Here is an 18,172-nt window from a genome sequence, read left to right as displayed (position 1 = left end):
GCTTCAAGGTGGCCCTGGTCACCGACGGGCGGATGTCGGGCGCCTCGGGCAAGGTCCCAGCCGCCATCCACGTGACGCCGGAGGCCGCCGATGGCGGTGGCCTGGCCTATGTCCGCGATGGCGACGTGATCCGGCTCAACGCCCACAAGGGGACGCTGGAGATCAAGGTCGCGCCGGCCGAGCTGATGGCCCGCTCGCGCGCCATCGCCCCGCGCTCGGAGCCCGGCTATGGCCGTGAGCTGTTCGGCCTGATGCGCCGCGCCGCGGGACCCGCCGACGCCGGCGCCTGCTCACTGTTCGAGGCCGCCTGATGAAGACCCATTACTCCGGCCTGGTGGGCGACGTCGGTGGCACCAATGTGCGTCTCGCCCTGCTGGACGGCGAGGGCCGGGTGCGCAATCTGCACATCTATCCGGCCGCCAACTACGGCTCGCTCGGCGACGTCATCGCCGACTATCTCGAGCGCACCATGGGCCGCAACAAACGCCCGCCGCGCGCGGTGATCGCCGTCGCCGGCCCCGTGCTCGACGGTGAGATCGAGTTCACCAACCTCGACTGGCAGGTCTCCGAGGGCGAACTCCTGGCCCAGTTCGAGTTCGAGGCGGTGAAGCTGGTCAACGACTTCGCCGCCCAGGCTCTGGCCTGTCCGCTACTGACCGCTGAATCGCTGAAGGTCCTCGGCCCGGCCCTGCGCGGTGGGGCGGACTGCCCGATGGTGGTGCTGGGCGCCGGCACCGGCTTCGGCGTGGCGGGCCTGGCGCGCAGCGAGCGCGGCGATGTCGCGGTCGCCACCGAGGGCGGCCATGCGGCGTTCGCCCCTGTCGACGAGGTCGAGGTCGAGGTCTGGCAGCAGTTCGGCGCCCGCCACGGCCGGGTCTCCATCGAGCGGATTCTCTCCGGCCGCGGCCTCTTCGAGCTCTATGGCGTGCTGGCCGGCATGCGGCAGGCCGAGGCGACGCTGGAAGACGAGAAGGCGGTGTTCGAAGCCGCGGCCAAGGGCGACGCCCTGGCCGGCGAGACGCTCGACCGGTTCTGCGGCATCCTGGGTTCGGTGGCCGGTGACCTGGCGCTGAGCTTCGGGGCCCGCGGCGGGGTGTTCGTCTCCGGCGGCATCGCGCCGCGCATGGCCGATCGCCTGGCCTCGGGCGCCTTCCGGAAGCGCTTCGAGGACAAGGGGCGCCTGCGGGCCTACGTCGAGCAGATCCCCACCTCGCTGGTCATCCACCCCTATCCGGCGATCATCGGCGCGGCGCGCGAACTGGGCATGATGGAGCGCCTATGACCCTCGATGAGATCCTGGCCCGCGCGCCGGTCGTCCCGGTGCTGATCATCGAGGACATCGACCATGCCGTGCCCCTCGGCCGGGCGCTGGTGGCCGGCGGGCTGTCGGCGCTGGAGATCACCTTGCGCACCCCGGTCGCCTTGCAGTGCATCGAGCGCATGGCGGGCGAGGTCGAGGGCGCGGTGGTGGGCGCGGGCACGGTGCTGACGTCGGTCATGCGCCAGGCGGTCGCCGACGTGGGCGCCCAGTTCGCGGTCAGCCCGGGCCTGATCGAGGGCGAGAGCGACGACGGCCCGACGCCGCTGCTGCCCGGGATCGCGACAGCGACCGAGTTGATGGCGGGCCTGGCCGCCGGCTTCACCCGCTTCAAGCTGTTCCCGGCCAATGTTGCGGGCGGGATCGACGCCCTGAAGGCCTTCGCGAGCCCCTTCCAGCAGGCGACATTCTGCCCGACCGGCGGGGTCAACGCGGCCAACGCCGCCGACTACCTGGCGCTGCCCAACGTGGTCTGCGTCGGCGGGAGCTGGGTCGCCCCGCCCGACGCCGTCCGGGCCGGCGACTGGGCCCGGATCACCGAGCTCGCGCGCGAGGCGGCGGCGCTGCGCCGCTCGTGAAGTCGGTAGTCTACCCGCTGGCTCATCAACGTTGCTTTGGAGAAAGTGCGATCTTGATCGGAAGCCTACTTCGATCTGAATGGGGTGGCGAAATATCTGTGACCTTCGCCAAGGTCACCACTCCGCTAGCTCTCTCCCTGATCATGCTCTCCGGCTGCGGCGACGGGCGAGAGCCTTCGTCGACTGGTCTTCTTACCGAACCCGTCTCTTGTCTTGATCAGAAGAAAATATGCGCGGGCATGGAAGCGACGATGATCGACCGTTGGATCGCAGATGGCGGCGCGGTCGAGATCGAAAGCGCCGCATGTGGAAATGATCCCGCTAGAAAAGTATCCTTCGCAGCGGTCGATGAGATATTGAAGTGGTGCGCCACCGAGCCGCACATCGCCATCAAGGGAAGAACGGTGGACTATTCATTCGTGGTCTCAAGCGGGAAGATCGCGTCAATCACCATCCAACGGCGCGGTACGTTCCCTTAGGGTCAGGTGGTCAAGGCCCGCCGTCGTAGCGGACTGCCTCCAACCGCAGTTCAAGCTGCGGCTTCGCCCTGCTTGACTGTCATCTTGTCACCGCCCCAGGAAATTCCCGATGCGCCGTTCGGCGACGGAGCGGACGCCTTCCTTGTAGTCCTCGGTGTCGCGCAGCCAGCCCTGCTCGGCGGCCTCCTTGTCGGTCTGGGCGCGCACCGCGGCCGCCAGGTCGCCGCGCAGGGTCTTGCGGGTGGAGACGATGGCCAGCGGCGCGTTCTCGGCGATCTCCGTGGCCAGGCGCAATGCGGCGGCGCGCAGGTCCTCCAGCGGCACGACCTCGTCGACCAGACCCCAGGGCAGGCCGTCCTCGGCCTTCACCCGCCGGCCGGTGAGGAACATCAGCTCGGCCTTGGCGTGGCCGATCAGGTGCGGCAGCGTGTGGGTCAGGCCGAAGCCCGGGTGGAAGCCCAGCTTCACGAAATTGGCCGCGAACCGGGCGTCCGGCGAGGCGACGCGGAAGTCGGCGACCACCGCCAGGCCCAGGCCCGCGCCCACCGCCGCGCCCTGCACCGCCGCCACGATCGGCTTCTTGGCCGAGAACAGCCGCACCGCCTGGTCGTAGAGCGGGTTGACCGCCCCCAGCCCCCCGGCGCTCTCGCTGCGCACCAGGTCCGCGCCGGCGCAGAAGTTCTTGCCCTCGGACTGCAGCACCGAGCAGCGCAGTTCGACCTCGCCGTCGACGGCGTCCAGCGCGTCGGCCAGGTCGCGCATCAGCTCCACCGAGACGTGGTTGTGCGGCGGCCGGTCGATGGTGACGACGGCCACGTGGCCGACCGCCTTGACCGTCACATGGTCTCCGAAAGCCTGGTTCATTTCCTCGTCCCCAGAAGATTGCGGGCCACCACCCATTTGTGGACCTCGGTGGGCCCGTCGTAGATGCGCATGGTGCGGAGCTTGGCCTGCATCTGCGCCAGCGGCAGCTCCTTGGTCATGCCCATGGCGCCGAAGGCCTGCATCGCTCTATCGACTGTCTCATAGGCCATCTCGGTCGCGAACCACTTGATCATGCTGATCTCGTTGCGCACATCGCGACCCTGGTCGAGCTTCCAGGCGCAGTCGTAGGTCATCAGCCGCGTGGCGTGGATCTTGGTCGCCGCCTCCGCCACCCAGAACTGGATCGCCTGCCGCTCGCTCAAGGGCATGCCGAAGGTTTTCCGCTGCGGGGCATATTCGACGATCATGTCCAGCGCCCGCTGCGCCATGCCCACCGACCAGGCGGCCATCTGGATACGCCGGGTGCCGAGCCGGGTCTGCATCGGCGCAAAGCCCGCGCCCTCCTGGCCGAGCAGCTTCCAGCCCTCGACCCGGCAATCCTCAAGCGCGATCTCGTAGGTGTAGGCCCCGCCGATCATCGGGATACGCCTGAGCACATTGAACCCCGGCGTCCCCTTGTCGACCAGGAAGGCCGAGATCCCGCCCCGCGCCCGCTTCTCGGTGTCGGTCAGCGCCATCAGGATGGTGAAATCGGCGTCCGCGGCGCGCGAAATCCAGATTTTTCGGCCGTTGATTACCCAATCATCTCCGTCTCTTACGGCCTTGGTGGTCATGCCCGCCGGGTCCGACCCGGCGCCCGGCTCGGAGATCCCGATGGCCGAGATCGTCTTGCCCGCGACGTAGGGCGCCAGATAGGCGGCGCGCTGCCGCTCGTCGACGGTCTGCATCAGCATGCGCAGGTTCGGACTATCCGGCGGCAGGGTGTAGGGCGTGACGCAGCGCCCGATCTCCTCTTCGACCCCGACCATGGCGACCATCGGCAGGTCCGAGCCGCCGACGTCCTCCGGCGCGTCCAGGCCGAACAGGCCGAGTTCGTGCGCCACCTTGTCGAGCCGGGCGTGCTCGGCCGGCCCGATGCCCAGGCCCTTGCCGTCGGCCTCGCGGGCCAGCACCCCGGCTTCCAGCGGCATCAGTTCGTCGCGGACGAAGTTGGCCACCAGGTCCTTGAGCATCCGGTGCTCTTCGGCGATTTCGAAATCCATGGCCCCTCCCGTCGCGCGCTTGATCTTTGTAGGGTGATCATAACGACCGGAAGCGGCGAGGGGAGTGCGTAGGTGGCGAAACTCAAGGAATTGCAGGGGAAGGCCACAGGGCCGCTGGCCGGGATCCGCATCCTGGACCTGACCAGCGTCGTCAACGGCGCCTATGGCACCCAGATCCTGGCCGACCAAGGCGCCGACGTGATCAAGCTGGAAGATCCGGGCGGCAACCGCGGCGGCGGCGGCGACATCATGCGCTGGGCCGGCCACGTGCCCGAAGGCTGCCCGCGCGACATGGGCCCTATCTTCCTGACCATCAACCGCAACAAGCGCTCGATCGTGCTCGACCTGAAGAAGGAGAGCGCCAAACGTGCGGTCCGCAAGCTGATCGCCAGCTGCGACGTCTTCGCCGCCTCGGTCCGCTACGAGGGGCTGAAGCGCCTCGGCATGGGCTATGAGGACGTCAAGGCGATCAAGCCCGACATCATCTATGTGCACGCCGCGGGCTATGGCTCCGACGGCCCCTACGCCGGCGAGCCGGCCTACGACGACCTGATCCAGTCGGCCTCGGGCATGGCCGATGTCCTGCCGCGCACGGACGGCAACCCTGTGCCACGCATCCTGCCGACGTTGGTGGCCGACAAGGTCTCCGGCCTCTTCATGGCCCAGGCGGTGACGGCGGCCCTTCTCCACAAGGCGCGGACCGGCGAGGGGCAGTTCGTCGAGGTGCCGATGCTGGAGTGCGTGACCAGCTTCCTGCTCGTCGAGCACCTCTACGACCACACCTTCGAGCCGCCGCTCGGCCACTTCGGCTATCCGCGGGTGGTCAATCCCAACCGCAAGCCGTTCAAGACCAGGGACGGCTACATCGGCCTCTTGCCCTACACCGACAAGCAGTGGGACCAGTTCTTCGAAGCCGCCGGCTACGGCGAGGCGATCGCCAAGGACCCGCGGTTCGCCGACTATTTCACCCGTTCCAAGCACATCACCGAACTCTATGGGCTGGTCGAGCAAGCCGCGGCGACCAAGACCACCCAGGAGTGGCTGGACGTGCTCAAGCCCCTGTCGATCCCGGTGGTGAAGACCAACCGCTTGGACGACCTGGAAAGCGATCCGCACCTGGCCGCCGTCGGGCTCTTTGAGCGATACGACCATCCGGAGATGGGCGGCTACAAGCAGATGCGGCCGCCCGTGAAGTTCTCCAAAAGCCCCTCGAACATCCGACGCCACCCGCCGAGACTGGGCCAGCACACCGGCGAGATCCTGGCGGAGATCGGCGAGGACCAGGACGCCTGAGCCCATGCGTGTGGTGGTTATGGGCAGCACCGGATCGGGGAAGTCGACCTTTGCCCGCGCTCTGGCGGCGCGGATCGGGGCCGCGCATATCGAGCAGGACGCGCTGAACTGGGATCCCGGCTGGACCAACCTCAGCCAAGCCGATCCGGAGACGTTGCGCGGGCGCGTCCGCGCGGCGATTGCGGCCGACAACTGGACCACCTGCGGCAACTATTCGGTGGTGCGCGCCATGATCTTCGAGCGCGCGACCCACCTGGTCTGGCTAGACTATTCGCGGCCTCTCATCATGGCCCGCGTGATCCGCCGCTCATTCCTCCGCGCCATCGCGGGCGACGAACTTTGGGAAGGCACCGGCAACCGCGAGGACGTCCGCCGCTGGCTCGACAAGGAGCACCCGATCCGCTGGGCCTGGGACACCTACGCCCACAGGCGAAAGGCCTACGAGGCGCTATTCGCCGATCCTGCCAACGCCCGTCTGGAGATGCACCGTCTGCGCCGTCCAGCCGAGGCCGCGCCGCTGATGGACAGACTCGTCGCTCAGGCTCTTCCCATCTGACGGCTCAGGCCTATTCTGTAGGCCGCGCCGACCACAAGAGTCGGCCAATGGGAGATTTCCATGGGACCGCGGATGTTCGCCGCTTCGCTCGCCCTGTCGCTGCTCGCGGGCTCGGCGCTCGCGCAAGCCAAGCCGGCGGCCTACCAAGCGCCGAGGAACAGCTGGGGCCAGCCGGACCTGCAGGGCACCTACACCACGGCCACCATCACGCCGCTGACCCGCGATGCGAAATACGGCACGCGCAACGCCCTGACCAAGCAGGAGGCCGACGGTCTGGAGCAGGCGACCCGCGAGCAGGTCGCCCGCGCCGATGCGCCGACTCCGCCGGAAGCCACGGTCAAGGACCTCAAGAACGCGGACTGCGGCGCGGACGGCATCTCCGGCTTCAACTGCGGCTACAACCAGGGTTGGAAGGATCCCGGCACGACGCTGATCGACATCAATGGCGAGAAGCGCGCCTCGATCATCACCTCGCCGGCCAACGGCCAGTTCCCGGCCCGGGTCGCCAGCGCCGGCGCGGCCCCGCGGCCCGGCGCCCCGCGCGGCCGCGGCGCCCGCACCGACAATCCAGAGGGCTTCAGCCTGGGCGAGCGCTGCCTGTTGTCGTTCGGCTCCAGCGCCGGCCCGCCGATGCTGCCCCTGATGTACAACAACACCTACCAGATCGTGCAGTCCAAGGACGAGGTCGCCATCGACGTGGAGATGGTCCACGACGTGCGCCACATCCGGCTGAACAGCCAGCACTTGCCGGCCAGCATGAAAGTCTGGATGGGCGACTCGATCGGCCACTGGGACGGCGACACCCTGGTGGTCGAGACCACCAACATGCGGCCCGAGCAGGGGCTGCGCGGCGCATCGCCGAACCAGAAGGTGACCGAGCGCTTCACCCGCATCGGCCCGAACAAGCTCTCCTACAGGTTCACGGTCGAGGATCCGGGCGTCTACGCCGAGCCGGTCAGCGGCGAGGTGGCCATGAACATCACCAAGGGACAGGTCTACGAATACGCCTGCCACGAGGGCAACTATGCGCTGAGCGGCATGCTGGCCGGGGCGCGCGCCGAGGAGAAGGCCGCCCAGGCCCAGGCCGGCGGCGCGGCCAAGGCGGGCGGCGGGAACTAGGGCCGCGGAGGCCGGAAGCGACCAAAGCTCCCGTCAAGCGTTGCCGCTCCGAGACCTTTTAGGAGTGAGCGAATGCGGATGACCCTTGGCCTTGCTGCCTTGGCCCTGGCTCTGCCGGCCGCGCAAGCCCTCGCCCAGCCCCAATCTCCCGCGCCGCGCGGGAGCTATGAGCGCCAGTGCACGGACATCCGCATGAATGGGCAGTTCCTCTCCGCCACCTGCCGCGGGGCCCGGGGCGGCGGCCAGTCCTCCATCAATGTCCTGAGCTGCGCGGGCGACATCGGCGTCGACGTGACCGGCGCCTTGTCCTGCGCAGGCCCCGGGGCGGCGGCTCCGGCCCCGCCGGCCTATGCGCCGGGACCAGGGCCGGGACCAGGGCCGCGCCCAGGTTACGATCCGCGTCCGGGCTACGGAGACCGGCCGGGGCGGTATTCCGCGACGCTCTACGGCGGCCGCAACTTCCGCGGCCCCTCCGTGCGGATCGAAGACGAGGCGCCCAACCTGGGCTCGACCGGCCTTAACGACCGCGTTGGCTCCATCCAGCTCGACCGTCGCTCCGGCCCCTGGATCGTCTGCGCCGACGCCAACTACCGCGGCCGTTGCACCACGATCGGCGACAGTGTCGCCGACACCCGGCGCATCGGCATGGGCGACGCGATCTCCTCGCTGCGTCCGGCGCGCTAGACCGGGGCGAACACCGGGGCCGGCGGACCGCCCTCGGTCGGCTGGAACTTCACCTTGACCTTCATGCCGATGGAAAGGCCGTCCGGCGCCACGTCCACGAAGTTGGTCAGCACGGCGGGACCTTCGTCCAGGGTCACATAGCCGATCGCGTAGGGGCCGGTCGGCGAGCGGTGCATCACCGAATAGGTGTAGATCACGCCCTCGCCCGGGCTCTCTTCCCAGACCGTGTCCGCCGACATGCAGAACGGGCACATGGCCCGCGGGTACCAGAAGGCCTTCCGGCAGTCCGTGCAGCGCTTGATCAGGAACCGTCCTTCGCGGGCGGCGTCCCAGAAGGGCTTGGTCTCGATGCTGACCGCCGGCGCCGGGATTGGGCGGGTCATGGGGGCGTTGGGATCGCGCGTCTCGGACATGCTCAGCCCTCCCTTTCCATGATGACGGTGGCCGAGGCGTGGCGCGTGCCGAGCGAGCCGCCGGTGCCGTGGGCGATGGCCAGGTCGCAGTTCGGCACCTGCACCTTGGGATGGGCCTCGCCGCGCAGCTGGCGCACCGCCTCGATCACCTTGGTGATGCCGCCGCGGTTGGTCGGGTGGTTGTTGCAGAGGCCGCCGCCGTCGGTGTTGAAGGGCAGCTTGCCGACGCCGGAGATCAGGTTGCCGTCGGCGACGAACTTGCCGCCCTCGCCCTTCTTGCAGAAGCCCAGGTCCTCGAGCTGCATCAGCACGGTGATGGTGAAACTGTCGTAGATCGAGGCGTATTTGATGTCCGCGGGCTTCACGCCAGCCTCCTCAAAGGCTCTCGGTCCGGACCAGACGGCGCCCGAGTGGGTCAGGTCCAGATCCAGCCCGCCGCGCGGGCCCTTCGGCGCCTCGCCTGCGCCCATCACCCGGACCTTCGGCCGGTTCAGCGATTTCGCCACCTCAGGCGAAGTGACGATCAGCGCGCCCCCGCCATCGGTGACCACACAGCAGTCCAGCAGGTGCAGCGGGTCGGCGATCATGCGCGAGTTCACCACCTGCTCGACGGTGACCACCTCCTTCAGGAAGGCGTGCTCGTTCCACTGGGCGTGATGGCTGGCGGCGACCTTGATCCAGGCGAGTTGCTCGGACGTGGTGCCGTACTCGTACATGTGGCGCATGGCGCACATGCCGTAGGTGTTGTGGGTCGAGCCGCCGTAGATGTTCTCGAAGCCGGCCTCGGGCGGACCGTCGGTCAGGCCGTCGCCGCCCCCGCCTGCGGCCATGCCGGCGCCGGGCCTGCGTCCGCCGTGGCGCGGCCGGCCGGCCAGCGTGATCAGGGCGACCGAGCACTTGCCCGCGGCGATCGCCTGGGCCGCGTGGCCTACGTGGACGATGTAGGACGAGCCGCCGGTCTCGGTGGAGTCCAGGTGCCGGACGTTCTTCAGGCCCATGTAGTCGATCATCGAGAGGCCGCCGAAGCCCGGCGCGTCGCCGGCGCAGAAGTAGCCGTCGACGTCGTCCTTGGTCAGGCCCGCATCGATCAGGGCGCCCCTCGCGCACTCGGCGTGGAGCTGCGGGGTGGAGGTGTCCGGGGCGTCGCGGAGCGGATGCTCGAACGCGCCCATCAGATAGGCCTTGCCCTTGATGCCCATGATCCTCCCCGAAATATCGGCTTTGAAAATATGCCAGCGGCTTAGCAGCACTCCTCTCCCCGCCCAAGCGGGGAGAGGGGCGGCTGGGACCCGTCCGTCTCTCCCGTTGGTCGGCAAGGGCCCGCCTCGCGGCTATGGCCGGACCATCGGCGGATCACGCTCTCACGAGCCGCCCCTTACCCTACCCTCTCCCCCGCGCTGTGCGTCGGGGGAGAGGAGGTTCAGGCGACCTCTTCCTTCTTCAACCGCGCATCGCGCAGCGCGCTGCGCCGCACCTTGCCGGCGTCATCGCGCAGCGGCTCGTCGACGAACTCGTAGGAGCGCGGCTGCTTGTAGCTGACCAGAAGGTCGGCCAGATGGGCCTTCAGGTCGTCGGGCGTCACCGTTCCCTTGGCCTGGACGATGGCGTGGATCCGGTTGCCGAGGTCGTCGTCCGGCAGGCCGATCACCGCCACCGACTGCACCGCCGGATGCTCCTCCAGCGCCGCCTCGATCTCGGCCGGATAGACGTTGGAGCCGCCCACCAGGATCATGTCGGTGCGCCGGTCGGCGAGGTAGAGGTAGCCGTCCTCGTCGAACCAGCCGATGTCGCCCAGGCTCTCCCAGCCGCCCTCCATCACCTTGGCGGTCGCGCCCACATACTGGTAGGTCGGCGGTGAGCCCTCGGGCCGGCGCATGTAGATCTCGCCGACTTCGCGCGGCGGCAGGTCGCGGCCGTCCTCGCCGACCGCCTTCATCTCGCCCACGGTCACCTTGCCCACCGAGCCGCGGTGCTCCAGCCACTCGGCGCCGGAGATGATGGTCACGGCTTGCGCCTCGGTGCCGGCGTAGAGCTCCATCACCTTCTCCGGCCCGATCCAGCGGATGAAGGCCTCCTTCAGGAAGGCCGGGCAGGGCGCGGCCAGGTGCCAGAGCGTCTCCAGCGAGGCGAGGTCGTACTTCTCGCGCACGGCGTCGGGCAGATGCCAGATGCGGTTCATCATGGTCGGCACGACATAGACCCAGGTGGCGCCGCGCTTCTCGATCTCGGCCAGCGTCGCCTCGGGGTCGAACCGCGGCATCACCACTAGGTGGCAGCCCATGGCGATGGCCGACATCATCATCCCGAAGCCGGCGTTGTGGTAGAGCGGGGCCGGCAGGACGGCGATGGAGTCCGGGGTCAGCCGCCAGCCCCCGACCTCCGGGGTCTCCTTGAGCGTGACGCCGGGCTGGCCCGCCAGGATCAGCTTCGGCCGCCCGGTGGAGCCGCCGCTGGTGGGCGCCTTGGAAATCGGCGCGGTGGCGTCGGGCAGGTCGCTTTCGTCGTCGGCCTTCGCCGCGATATCGGCGACCGAGACCAGAGGCCGGTCGATCTCGTGCTTGAACTCGGCGATCACGATGGGGGTCCTGGCGAGCTCCATGATCTGTTCGAGCTCGCCCTTGGGCAGGCGGAACGACACCGGCTGCGGCGTCGCGCCGAGCTTCCAGATCGCATAGCAGGCCTCCACGAAGCCGACCCCGTTGGGCAGGCCGAGCGTCACCAGGTCGCCGGGCTTGACGCCAAGCGCGGTGAGGCCGCGGGCGATGCGGTTGGTGCGCCGGTGCAGCTCGACGTAGCTCAGGGTGGTCTCGCCGCAGCTCACCGCCGGCGCGTTCGGCTGGAATCGGGCGTGCTGGGCGAGCTTCGCGCCCAGGGAAATCATCTCGTCGGCCATCGCATCTTCCCAAATAAAGGCGGGGTCTTTGCGCCCCGTGGTCTGAAATCGTCGCGGGTCCGCCGCTATATTCGGCGGGCGGCCACTCTCCCCATCCGAGGCGGCGACCGCAAGGCCCCTTGGTTTCCCCGAGGTCGGCTTCCTAGCTCTCCTCCAGACCCAAGGAGTTGACGACGATGATGGACGGCAATGTCGCGGCGGTGTTCCAGGAGCGCCAGAAGGGCATGCTGCCCGGTGAGCTGGGCCTGGAGTGGGAAGAGGTCGCCACGGGCCGCGCGGCGGGCCACTTCACGGCCGCGCGCAAACACATGGCGCCCAACGGCTTCCTGCACGCCGCCTCGGTGATCGCCCTGGTGGACAGCGCCTGCGGCTACGCCTGCATGGCCTCCCTGCCCGAGGGCGCGTCGGGCTTCACCACCATCGAGATCAAGACCAACTACCTGGGCAGCGCGCGGGAGGGCGAAACGGTCGCCTGCACCGCGCGCCTGGTCCACGGCGGACGCATGACCCAGGTCTGGGACGCCGAGGCGGTCAACAAGACCACCGGCAAGACCATGGCCCTCTTCCGCTGCACCCAGATGGTGCTCTACCCGCGCTAGCGTTTCTTCGTTTTCTTCTTTGCCGGCGCCGCTGCGACCTCGGCGGCCGCCTGGGCGATCCAGGCCCGCAGGCCCTCGCGGTCGGACAACAGGGCGTCCGGCGCCAAGACGTAGGACTTGCTGGGCGGGGCGTTCGGCTCGTAGCGCAAGGGCTCGGCCCCGGGGGTCGCCAGCAATTCGGCGTTCAGCGCACCGGCCGCCTTCACCGCCAGGCCCACGTCGGACAGCGAGGCCAGCGGCCTGCCGTGGGCATAGGCCAGGATCCCGCCGAACATCGGCTTGAACATCAGCTCCAGGTCCGGCGGCGCCGCGTCCTCGAAGATCGCCTGCAGGGTTTTCGGATCGTGCGCCATGCCGGCCTCCCGGGCTGTCGCCGGCATCATAGCGTCACGCGCGGCGAAGTGGAGCGCCGCCCTTGCGCCTGCGGGGGTGGATGAGTAGGTTCCGCGCCTCGCTCAGCGGGCCCCTCTTTTGGCCCGGCGCCGGCTCTGGAGAGGTGGCTGAGTGGTCGAAAGCACCGCACTCGAAATGCGGCGTACCTGGAAGGGTACCGTGGGTTCGAATCCCACCCTCTCCGCCATACCCCGGTCAACGGGATACCGAGGTTCTTGCTGGCGGCGCTAAAGCCCTCCACAAATGCTGCTGGGCGATCGGCCCACGGGATGGGGGAAACCAGCTTTGCGTATTTCGTTGTTGGGCCAGGCGGCCCTGATCGCGCTCCTGGCCACGGCCGGGGTCAGCCATGCGGCGCCCTATCGTGACGGTCACTGCCAGATCGACGCGCCCGCCGACTGGGTGAAGTCGAAGACCCGCATCGCGCGGGCCGACAAGAAGATGTGGGCGAGCCTGCTGGAGGCGCCGACCGCCGCGGAGATCGTCAACATGGAAGTCGGCCTGAAGGCGGTGAAGGTCTCGGAAGACGCCCGCCAGGTCGTGTTGGTCAGCACGGCGTCCTACGGCGGTCTGACCAACAAGCTCTACCACGTGGTCTCGAAGACCTCGCCGGCCTGCGTGGCCGACGTGGCGGCCCCGGCCGGGCCCGACGAGGCGCTGGCCAAGAAGATCGGGCAGACGGTGACGGCGGTCAAATAGGCGGTCAGCGGGCCGCCGCGAGATAGTCCACGAGCCGCTCGCCGCCGGCGCCGGTGATCCGGGCTTCGACGCCGAACACCTGGCGCAGCAGATCGGGCGTCAGGACGTGCGCCGTCGGCCCGAAGGCGGCTAGGCGGCCGTCGAGCATCGCCAGGAGGTGGGTCGAGTAGCGCGCCGCGAGCGTCAGGTCGTGGGTCGCGGCGATCACCAGCTTGCCCTGCGCCGCGAGGGCCTGGAGGCGAGCGGCCGTGTCGAGCGAATGGCGCGGATCGAGGCCGGCGGTGGGCTCGTCGGCGATCAGGATCTGCGGGTCGCCGATCAGGGCCCGGGCCAGCATCGCCCGCCCCAGTTCGCCGCCGGAAAGCGTGGTGGCCGGTTGCAGGCGGCGGTCCGCGAGATCGCAGGCCTCGATCGCCTGGGTCAGGCGCGGCTCCAGCCCGCCCGGCAGGCCGCCGAAGGCCGGCAGGTGCGGCGTGAGGCCCAGCGCCACCAGGCGTTCGACCGCGATCGGCCATTCGGCGCGCGGGTTCTGCGGGAGGTAGGCGCGGCGCCGGGCGAGCGCCCGGCGGTCGATCCCCGAGAGCGGCGTCCCGTCGAGCCGGACCTCGCCCGCGTCAGGTTTGATCAGGCCGGCCAGCACCGAGAGCAGGGTCGACTTGCCCGCGCCGTTGGCGCCGACCAGGGCCACGAAGGCCCCGCCCTCCAGCTCGACCGAGACCTCACCGACGATGGCGCGCCCGTCGCGCCGGACGGTGACCTGGGCGGCGGTGAGCCGGGTCATGGCGCGACCTTCCGCAGACGCACGACCAGCCAGAAGAAGAACGGCGCCCCCAGGAGGGCGGTGAGCACGCCGAGGCGCAGCTCGGTGTTGGTGTGGATCACCCGCGTGCCGATGTCGGCCACCAGCAGCAGTGTGGCGCCCAGCAGGGCCGACGGCAGCAGGGTGCGGCTGGGAACGGAGCCCACGAACGGCCGGACCAGATGTGGCGCCACCAGGCCGATGAAGCTGACCGACCCCGTCACGGAGGTCGCCGCCCCGACCGCCAGGCCCACGCCCAGCAGGGCCAGGATGCGCGTGCGGTCGAGGTGGATGCCCAGGCTCTGGGCCTGGATGTCGCCCAGCGCCAGGGCGTCGACGGCGCGTCCCATGGTCGCCAGGATCGCCAGGCCGAGGCCGATGAACGGTGCAGCGAGGAAGACGTGGTCCCAGCTACGTTCTGAAAGCGAACCCAGCATCCAGACGCTCATCTCGTAGGCCGCGTAGGGACTGGGGGCGAAGTTGAGCGCCATGGCCAGGAAGGCGCTCATCAGGCTGGAGACCGCCGCGCCGGCCAGGATGAGGGTGAGCGTGCTGGAGCGCCCGAAGGCGAACGTCAGCGCGCCCGCCGCCATCGCGCCCAACATGCCGAGCAGCGGCGTCGCCATGCCGAAGACATGCGCCAGGCCGAAGTAGATCGAGATCACCGCGCCGAGCGCCGCCCCGTTGGACACGCCGAGCAGCCCGGGCTCGGCCAGCGGATTGCGCAGGAGGCCTTGCAGCACCGCGCCGGAGAGGCCCAGCGAGGCGCCCACCATGATCGCCAGGATCGCCCGCGGCAGGCGCAGTTCGGTGACTACCAGGCCGGCGAGATCGCCGCCTGGCGACATGAGGCCGTGCAACAGGTCCGCGGGGCTCAGATTCACCCGGCCGAGGAACAGGGAGGCGACAGCGGCCAGCAGGAGCGCGGTGAGCGCCAGCCAGGTCATGACATGGCCCGGAAGGGACGGGGCGGACTTCAAGGCGCCGTCCTCCGTTCCGGCAGGGCGTCGAGCGCGCGGCGTAGGTCGCGCGCGGAGTCGGCGGACTGCGGCAGGCCGCAGGTATGGGCGATGTCGTTGTAGGCGATGCGTCGGCCCGCGTAGAGCCGGCGGACGACGCGGTGCTGGCCTTCGTCGTCGAGCAGCGAGGGCTGGCCAAGGGTCGCGCCGCCGAACAGCAGGGCGTCAGGCCGCGCGGCGAGCAGTTCCTCGACGCCGAAGCTCGACTCGGCGACCCCCGGCCGGGCGGCGATGTTCACCGCGCCCGCCGCGGTGATGATGGCGTCGGTCAGGCTGCCCTTGCCGGGCACCGCCGTGCCGCCGCTCCAGGCGACCACCCGAAGCCGGCGCGGCGGCGGATGGGCGGCGAGGTCCGCCAGGGTCGCATCCATCCGCCGGATCAGGGCCGCCGCGCGAGCCGGTTCGCCGACTTCCTGGCCGACCTGCCGGATGATCTGGCGGATGTCGTCGAAGGTGTTGGCGTTCTTCACCTCCACCACGCGCGCGCCGGCCCGCCGGGCCATGGCGCGGGTCATGGACGCGCCCAGTTCGCTATCCAGGATCAGGTCGGGTCGGGCTTGGACGATGTCCTCCGGCAGGTCGTGGTTCACCGGGATGCCGGCCGCCTGGCCTGGGAACAGCGCGCGGGCGCCGTCCCGGGCCATGAAGGTCACCGACGCGATCCGGGCCTTCGGTGCGATCTGCAGGAGCAGCAGGTCGGTGCAGATGTTCAGCGACATGATCCGCCTGGGCGCCGGACGCCCCGCCGCCACGGCCGCAGGGGAGCCGGCGCCGACGATCGCGGCGGCGGCCAATCCCAGGGCGATGGGGCGGAGCGCAGGTTTCATCGTCAGAACCGCAGGCGCACGCCGCCGTAGGCCGCCCGACCAGGCGTCCGGAAGTTGACCACCTCGAAGTAGTCCTCGTCGAGCAGGTTCTCGACGCGGGCGAACAGCTCCACGTGGGGCGTCAGCTTGTAGGACCCGGACAGGTTCACGAGCGTGAAGGCCTTCAGCTTGACGATGCTGAAGTTCTTGAACTCCTCGTCGGTCATCTCACCGTTGTAGCGGGTGGTGAGCGTGACGCTGCCCTTGTCGCCCGGCGCATGCCAGGTGAGGTTGGCGCTGGCGATGTTCTTCGGCCGCCGGACCTCTTCGACACCGTTCTGCTTGGCGTCGAGATAGGTGTAGGCGACGTCCAGGCTGAAGGCTTCTGAGAGCTTGGCGTTGCCGAACAGCTCGACGCCCTTCTGCGTGGAGTCCGTGGGCTCGTTGCCGGTGGTGCTGCAGCTGAACGGCGGCGGCTGCCCCGGACGGGCGCAGAGGGCGGCCGGCGCGCCGAAGATTGAGAAGATCTCGTCGTGCAGGGTGGAGTCGAAATAGGTGACACCGGCCCGCACCTGGCCCTGCATCAGGGCGAAATCGGCGCCCACTTCCCAGCCTTCGGACCGCTCGGGCTTCAGGTTGGGATTGCCGACGAACGGGAAGGCGCCGGCGTTGAAGCCGAAGAGTTCGGTCTGGCTCGGCCCCTTGATCCCGGAGCCCGCGGCGGCGCGGACGCGGACCATCTCGTTGATCCTGTAGAAGCCCTCGATCCGATAGGTCGTGGCGTTGTCGAAGAAGTCGTTCTTGTCGTAGCGGACCGCGCCGTGCACGCCGGCGACGTCGCCCACCGCCAGGTCGTATTCGCCCACATAGCCGTCGTTGTTGACCGAGCGCCGGGTGGTGTCGGCGTTGAACGGGCCCGCGGGATTGGTGTTCTGGTAGGTCTCGCGCTCGTGGTCGTAGGCCACCGTGAAGGTGTGGGTCAGCTCGCCGCTGGAGAGCTTGTAGCTGGTGGAGATCAGCTCCTTCAGCCGCTTGCCCTTGTCGCCGCCGTCACGGACGAAGTTGTCGATGTTGTTTCGGGTCGCGTCCACGCCCTGGACCTGGAGACTGGTGAGCCACCTGTTGTCCAGGAAGCTGAAGTCGGCGATCGCCGCGCCATAGGTGCTGTCGGCCTTGGTCGAGCTGCCGGGGCTGTCGAGCACGAAGCCGGTTGCGCCGAAGTCCTGGCCGTTCACGTCGGCGTCGGTCTCGGTGTGGCGGTAGACGCCGCGCAGCTTCAGGTGCTCGCCCACCGGATAGGCCAGCTTGAGGGCCACGGACTTCAGCGTCGAGCCGATGTCCCGCGTGCCTACCGTGGCCACCGGATAGCCGTCCGTCGACTGGTAGCCGGCGCTCAGAACATAGTCCAAGCCGCCCTGGACGCCGCCGACCCTGACCGCGCCGCCGAGGGTGTTCATCGAGCCGCCTTCGGCTCGCACCCGGATGCCCGGGTCCTGGGCGCCGGTGGGAGTGATGTAGTTGATCACCCCGCCAATGGCGTCGGAGCCGTAGAGCGCGCTCTGCTGGCCGCGCAGTACTTCCACGCGGCTCACGTCGTCGGCCAGCAGGGTCGCGTAGTCGAACTCGCCGAAGAACGGGTCGGAGGCCTTGATCCCGTCGATCAGGGTCAGGACGTGGTTGCCCTCCGTACCGCGGATGCGGACCTGGGTCTGGCCGCCGATCGCGCCTGTGCGACTGACGGCGACGCCCGGAACGTCGCGCAGGACATCGGAGACGATGCGGATCTGCCGCAGCTCCATGTCCTGGGCGGTGATGACGCTCAGCGACGAGGCGACCTTGTCCTCGTCGATGCCGTCCGGCGAGCGGGTTGCGGTGACGATCAGATCGTCCACGGTGGTCGGGGATGTCGAGCTGTCGGCGGCGCAGGCCGCCGACGGGCTGGCCGCGATGAGCGCCAGGATGCTGGCGCGAAGTAGATATCTGGGCATTGAAGCCCCCCGTTTGCTTGCGTCTGAACGACAAGCGGAGAGCCTCCCAGGGGTCGAAACCCCACAGGCCGACGGGCCGGGTGGCGAGGACGCGGAAGCGCGCCAGCCGGACCGGTCGAAACGGCTCTCCACCGCTTCTGCTCGTCGCTCAGACGGAGTTCCGCGCCCCGGATTCCACTGATCCGAAAGCTCGAGCGACACGCATCGACCGGTTTCCTGGCTCGCGGGTCATAGCGTCATACGCGGACCTTCCCGGGCTTCGTCGCCCAGTGGTTGGCGAGAGGATCGAACCCTCCCGCCGATGCGTATGCGCTCACCGCTCACAGTTGCAGGGACAGCCGCAGATCGGGAGACGAAGGGTCTCCTTGCTACGTTCCCGTTTAAGCCCGAAGGCATCGGCGCGCTTGGTATCCACCCGCAAACGACGCGGGCAGGGCAGTCATACCTTGGCCACGCCGATCGGTTCAAGGCGGCAGGTTCCGGTGGAAATCCGGCGGGTCCGCCCTAAG

At 69.2% G+C, this 18,172-nt stretch carries 20 protein-coding genes, 1 tRNA gene and 1 riboswitch; of the genes, 11 read left to right on the top strand and 10 right to left on the bottom strand.

The features are described 5' to 3' along the window. The 4 genes from ACESMY_RS17815 to ACESMY_RS17800 form a co-directional block, all read left to right on the top strand. A partial coding sequence (locus tag ACESMY_RS17815; RefSeq protein WP_372785959.1) for a dihydroxy-acid dehydratase occupies nucleotides 1-311 on the top strand: 311 nt, incomplete at its 5' end. Continuing rightward, nucleotides 311-1,282: a glucokinase gene (glk, locus tag ACESMY_RS17810; RefSeq protein ID WP_372785958.1), complete on the top strand. Its 972-nt coding sequence runs from the start codon at nucleotides 311-313 to the stop codon at nucleotides 1,280-1,282. The genes ACESMY_RS17815 and glk, both read left to right, overlap by 1 nt. After that, on the top strand, nucleotides 1,279-1,896 hold the full coding sequence (gene eda, locus ACESMY_RS17805; RefSeq protein WP_372785957.1) for a bifunctional 4-hydroxy-2-oxoglutarate aldolase/2-dehydro-3-deoxy-phosphogluconate aldolase: 618 nt from the start codon (nucleotides 1,279-1,281) through the stop codon (nucleotides 1,894-1,896). The genes glk and eda overlap by 4 nt, the downstream gene beginning before the upstream one ends. Nucleotides 1,897-1,994: 98 nt before the next feature. Further along, nucleotides 1,995-2,375, top strand: coding sequence for a hypothetical protein (locus ACESMY_RS17800; RefSeq protein ID WP_372785956.1), 381 nt, complete (start codon nucleotides 1,995-1,997; stop codon nucleotides 2,373-2,375). An 87-nt stretch (nucleotides 2,376-2,462) separates the two neighbouring features. Here the strand turns inward: ACESMY_RS17800 and ACESMY_RS17795 are convergent, their stop codons facing one another. Together ACESMY_RS17795 and ACESMY_RS17790 are read right to left on the bottom strand one after the other, a co-directional pair. After that, nucleotides 2,463-3,239 (bottom strand): enoyl-CoA hydratase/isomerase family protein, encoded by a 777-nt coding sequence (locus ACESMY_RS17795; protein ID WP_372785955.1) that lies wholly within the window; start codon nucleotides 3,237-3,239, stop codon nucleotides 2,463-2,465. After that, entirely contained in the window at nucleotides 3,236-4,402 is a 1,167-nt protein-coding gene (locus tag ACESMY_RS17790; RefSeq protein WP_372785954.1) for an acyl-CoA dehydrogenase family protein, read from the bottom strand. Before ACESMY_RS17790 ends, ACESMY_RS17795 begins: the two co-directional genes overlap by 4 nt. 72 nt (nucleotides 4,403-4,474) lie before the next feature. Here ACESMY_RS17790 and ACESMY_RS17785 point away from each other — a divergent pair, with 72 nt between their 5' ends. The 4 genes from ACESMY_RS17785 to ACESMY_RS17770 all read left to right on the top strand — a co-directional run bounded on the left by ACESMY_RS17785 (nucleotide 4,475) and on the right by ACESMY_RS17770 (nucleotide 8,054). Then, nucleotides 4,475-5,695, top strand: coding sequence for a CaiB/BaiF CoA transferase family protein (locus ACESMY_RS17785; RefSeq protein WP_372785953.1), 1,221 nt, complete (start codon nucleotides 4,475-4,477; stop codon nucleotides 5,693-5,695). Nucleotides 5,696-5,699: 4 nt separating this feature from the next. Further along, the gene (locus ACESMY_RS17780; protein ID WP_372785952.1) at nucleotides 5,700-6,251 is read left to right on the top strand and encodes a hypothetical protein; all 552 of its coding nucleotides are present in this window, start codon (nucleotides 5,700-5,702) and stop codon (nucleotides 6,249-6,251) included. Between the two features lie 60 nt (nucleotides 6,252-6,311). Next, nucleotides 6,312-7,370 carry a hypothetical protein gene (locus tag ACESMY_RS17775; protein ID WP_372785951.1) on the top strand — a complete coding sequence of 353 codons (1,059 nt, stop codon included), beginning with the start codon at nucleotides 6,312-6,314 and terminating at the stop codon, nucleotides 7,368-7,370. Between the two features lie 72 nt (nucleotides 7,371-7,442). Further along, a complete protein-coding gene (locus ACESMY_RS17770; protein ID WP_372785950.1) occupies nucleotides 7,443-8,054 on the top strand; it encodes a beta/gamma crystallin-related protein in 612 nt (203 codons plus the stop codon). Here ACESMY_RS17770 and ACESMY_RS17765 read toward each other — a convergent pair. The 3 genes from ACESMY_RS17765 to ACESMY_RS17755 all read right to left on the bottom strand — a co-directional run bounded on the left by ACESMY_RS17765 (nucleotide 8,051) and on the right by ACESMY_RS17755 (nucleotide 11,360). Then, nucleotides 8,051-8,467: a Zn-ribbon domain-containing OB-fold protein gene (locus ACESMY_RS17765; protein ID WP_372785949.1), complete on the bottom strand. Its 417-nt coding sequence runs from the start codon at nucleotides 8,465-8,467 to the stop codon at nucleotides 8,051-8,053. The genes ACESMY_RS17770 and ACESMY_RS17765 overlap by 4 nt on opposite strands. A 2-nt stretch (nucleotides 8,468-8,469) precedes the next feature. Further along, nucleotides 8,470-9,666: a thiolase domain-containing protein gene (locus tag ACESMY_RS17760; RefSeq protein ID WP_372785948.1), complete on the bottom strand. Its 1,197-nt coding sequence runs from the start codon at nucleotides 9,664-9,666 to the stop codon at nucleotides 8,470-8,472. A 221-nt stretch (nucleotides 9,667-9,887) separates the two neighbouring features. Beyond that, a complete protein-coding gene (locus ACESMY_RS17755; protein WP_372785947.1) occupies nucleotides 9,888-11,360 on the bottom strand; it encodes an AMP-binding protein in 1,473 nt (490 codons plus the stop codon). A gap of 176 nt (nucleotides 11,361-11,536) precedes the next feature. Here ACESMY_RS17755 and ACESMY_RS17750 point away from each other — a divergent pair, with 176 nt between their 5' ends. After that, the gene (locus ACESMY_RS17750) at nucleotides 11,537-11,959 is read left to right on the top strand and encodes a PaaI family thioesterase (RefSeq protein ID WP_372785946.1); all 423 of its coding nucleotides are present in this window, start codon (nucleotides 11,537-11,539) and stop codon (nucleotides 11,957-11,959) included. On the opposite strand, the gene ACESMY_RS17745 is transcribed toward ACESMY_RS17750, so the two are convergent. Then, a complete protein-coding gene (locus ACESMY_RS17745; protein WP_372785945.1) occupies nucleotides 11,956-12,312 on the bottom strand; it encodes a TfoX/Sxy family protein in 357 nt (118 codons plus the stop codon). The genes ACESMY_RS17750 and ACESMY_RS17745 overlap by 4 nt on opposite strands. A 137-nt stretch (nucleotides 12,313-12,449) precedes the next feature. Here ACESMY_RS17745 and ACESMY_RS17740 point away from each other — a divergent pair. Continuing rightward, a tRNA-Ser gene (locus ACESMY_RS17740) sits at nucleotides 12,450-12,539 on the top strand. Nucleotides 12,540-12,637: 98 nt separating this feature from the next. After that, nucleotides 12,638-13,051, top strand: a complete 414-nt coding sequence (locus ACESMY_RS17735) for a hypothetical protein (protein ID WP_372785944.1) — start codon at nucleotides 12,638-12,640, stop codon at nucleotides 13,049-13,051. 4 nt (nucleotides 13,052-13,055) lie between these two features. Here the strand turns inward: ACESMY_RS17735 and ACESMY_RS17730 are convergent, their stop codons facing one another. Genes ACESMY_RS17730 through ACESMY_RS17715 form a run of 4 tightly spaced genes read right to left on the bottom strand, consistent with a single transcriptional unit; the run spans nucleotide 13,056 to nucleotide 17,663 of the window. Next, nucleotides 13,056-13,832, bottom strand: a complete 777-nt coding sequence (locus ACESMY_RS17730) for an ABC transporter ATP-binding protein (RefSeq protein ID WP_372785943.1) — start codon at nucleotides 13,830-13,832, stop codon at nucleotides 13,056-13,058. Further along, nucleotides 13,829-14,830, bottom strand: coding sequence for a FecCD family ABC transporter permease (locus ACESMY_RS17725; RefSeq protein ID WP_372785942.1), 1,002 nt, complete (start codon nucleotides 14,828-14,830; stop codon nucleotides 13,829-13,831). Before ACESMY_RS17725 ends, ACESMY_RS17730 begins: the two co-directional genes overlap by 4 nt. Continuing rightward, entirely contained in the window at nucleotides 14,827-15,696 is an 870-nt protein-coding gene (locus ACESMY_RS17720; RefSeq protein WP_372785941.1) for an ABC transporter substrate-binding protein, read from the bottom strand. The genes ACESMY_RS17725 and ACESMY_RS17720 overlap by 4 nt, the downstream gene beginning before the upstream one ends. Before the next feature lie 2 nt (nucleotides 15,697-15,698). Next, the gene (locus ACESMY_RS17715; protein WP_372785940.1) at nucleotides 15,699-17,663 is read right to left on the bottom strand and encodes a TonB-dependent receptor plug domain-containing protein; all 1,965 of its coding nucleotides are present in this window, start codon (nucleotides 17,661-17,663) and stop codon (nucleotides 15,699-15,701) included. A 188-nt stretch (nucleotides 17,664-17,851) separates the two neighbouring features. Continuing rightward, nucleotides 17,852-18,078: riboswitch (cobalamin riboswitch) on the bottom strand. Nucleotides 18,079-18,172 lie beyond the last annotated feature (94 nt).

This window comes from Phenylobacterium sp., assembly GCF_041691455.1.
Lineage (GTDB): Bacteria > Pseudomonadota > Alphaproteobacteria > Caulobacterales > Caulobacteraceae > Phenylobacterium.
Note: the sequence above shows the minus strand (reverse complement) of the source record. Positions and strands in the feature narration are given on the sequence as shown.

What these genes read in the sequence shown, in the direction of transcription:
- ACESMY_RS17765 (WP_372785949.1), bottom strand. Translation starts at nt 8,467, where the DNA reads ATGTCCGAGACGCGCGATCCCAACGCCCCCATGACCCGCCCAATCCCG.
- ACESMY_RS17795 (WP_372785955.1), bottom strand. Translation starts at nt 3,239, where the DNA reads ATGAACCAGGCTTTCGGAGACCATGTGACGGTCAAGGCGGTCGGCCAC.
- ACESMY_RS17755 (WP_372785947.1), bottom strand. Translation starts at nt 11,360, where the DNA reads ATGGCCGACGAGATGATTTCCCTGGGCGCGAAGCTCGCCCAGCACGCC.
- ACESMY_RS17770 (WP_372785950.1), top strand. Translation starts at nt 7,443, where the DNA reads ATGCGGATGACCCTTGGCCTTGCTGCCTTGGCCCTGGCTCTGCCGGCC.
- glk (WP_372785958.1), top strand. Translation starts at nt 311, where the DNA reads ATGAAGACCCATTACTCCGGCCTGGTGGGCGACGTCGGTGGCACCAAT.
- ACESMY_RS17715 (WP_372785940.1), bottom strand. Translation starts at nt 17,663, where the DNA reads ATGCCCAGATATCTACTTCGCGCCAGCATCCTGGCGCTCATCGCGGCC.
- ACESMY_RS17750 (WP_372785946.1), top strand. Translation starts at nt 11,537, where the DNA reads ATGATGGACGGCAATGTCGCGGCGGTGTTCCAGGAGCGCCAGAAGGGC.
- ACESMY_RS17760 (WP_372785948.1), bottom strand. Translation starts at nt 9,666, where the DNA reads ATGGGCATCAAGGGCAAGGCCTATCTGATGGGCGCGTTCGAGCATCCG.
- eda (WP_372785957.1), top strand. Translation starts at nt 1,279, where the DNA reads ATGACCCTCGATGAGATCCTGGCCCGCGCGCCGGTCGTCCCGGTGCTG.
- ACESMY_RS17775 (WP_372785951.1), top strand. Translation starts at nt 6,312, where the DNA reads ATGGGACCGCGGATGTTCGCCGCTTCGCTCGCCCTGTCGCTGCTCGCG.
- ACESMY_RS17720 (WP_372785941.1), bottom strand. Translation starts at nt 15,696, where the DNA reads ATGAAACCTGCGCTCCGCCCCATCGCCCTGGGATTGGCCGCCGCCGCG.
- ACESMY_RS17745 (WP_372785945.1), bottom strand. Translation starts at nt 12,312, where the DNA reads ATGGCGCACGATCCGAAAACCCTGCAGGCGATCTTCGAGGACGCGGCG.
- ACESMY_RS17730 (WP_372785943.1), bottom strand. Translation starts at nt 13,832, where the DNA reads ATGACCCGGCTCACCGCCGCCCAGGTCACCGTCCGGCGCGACGGGCGC.
- ACESMY_RS17780 (WP_372785952.1), top strand. Translation starts at nt 5,700, where the DNA reads ATGCGTGTGGTGGTTATGGGCAGCACCGGATCGGGGAAGTCGACCTTT.
- ACESMY_RS17790 (WP_372785954.1), bottom strand. Translation starts at nt 4,402, where the DNA reads ATGGATTTCGAAATCGCCGAAGAGCACCGGATGCTCAAGGACCTGGTG.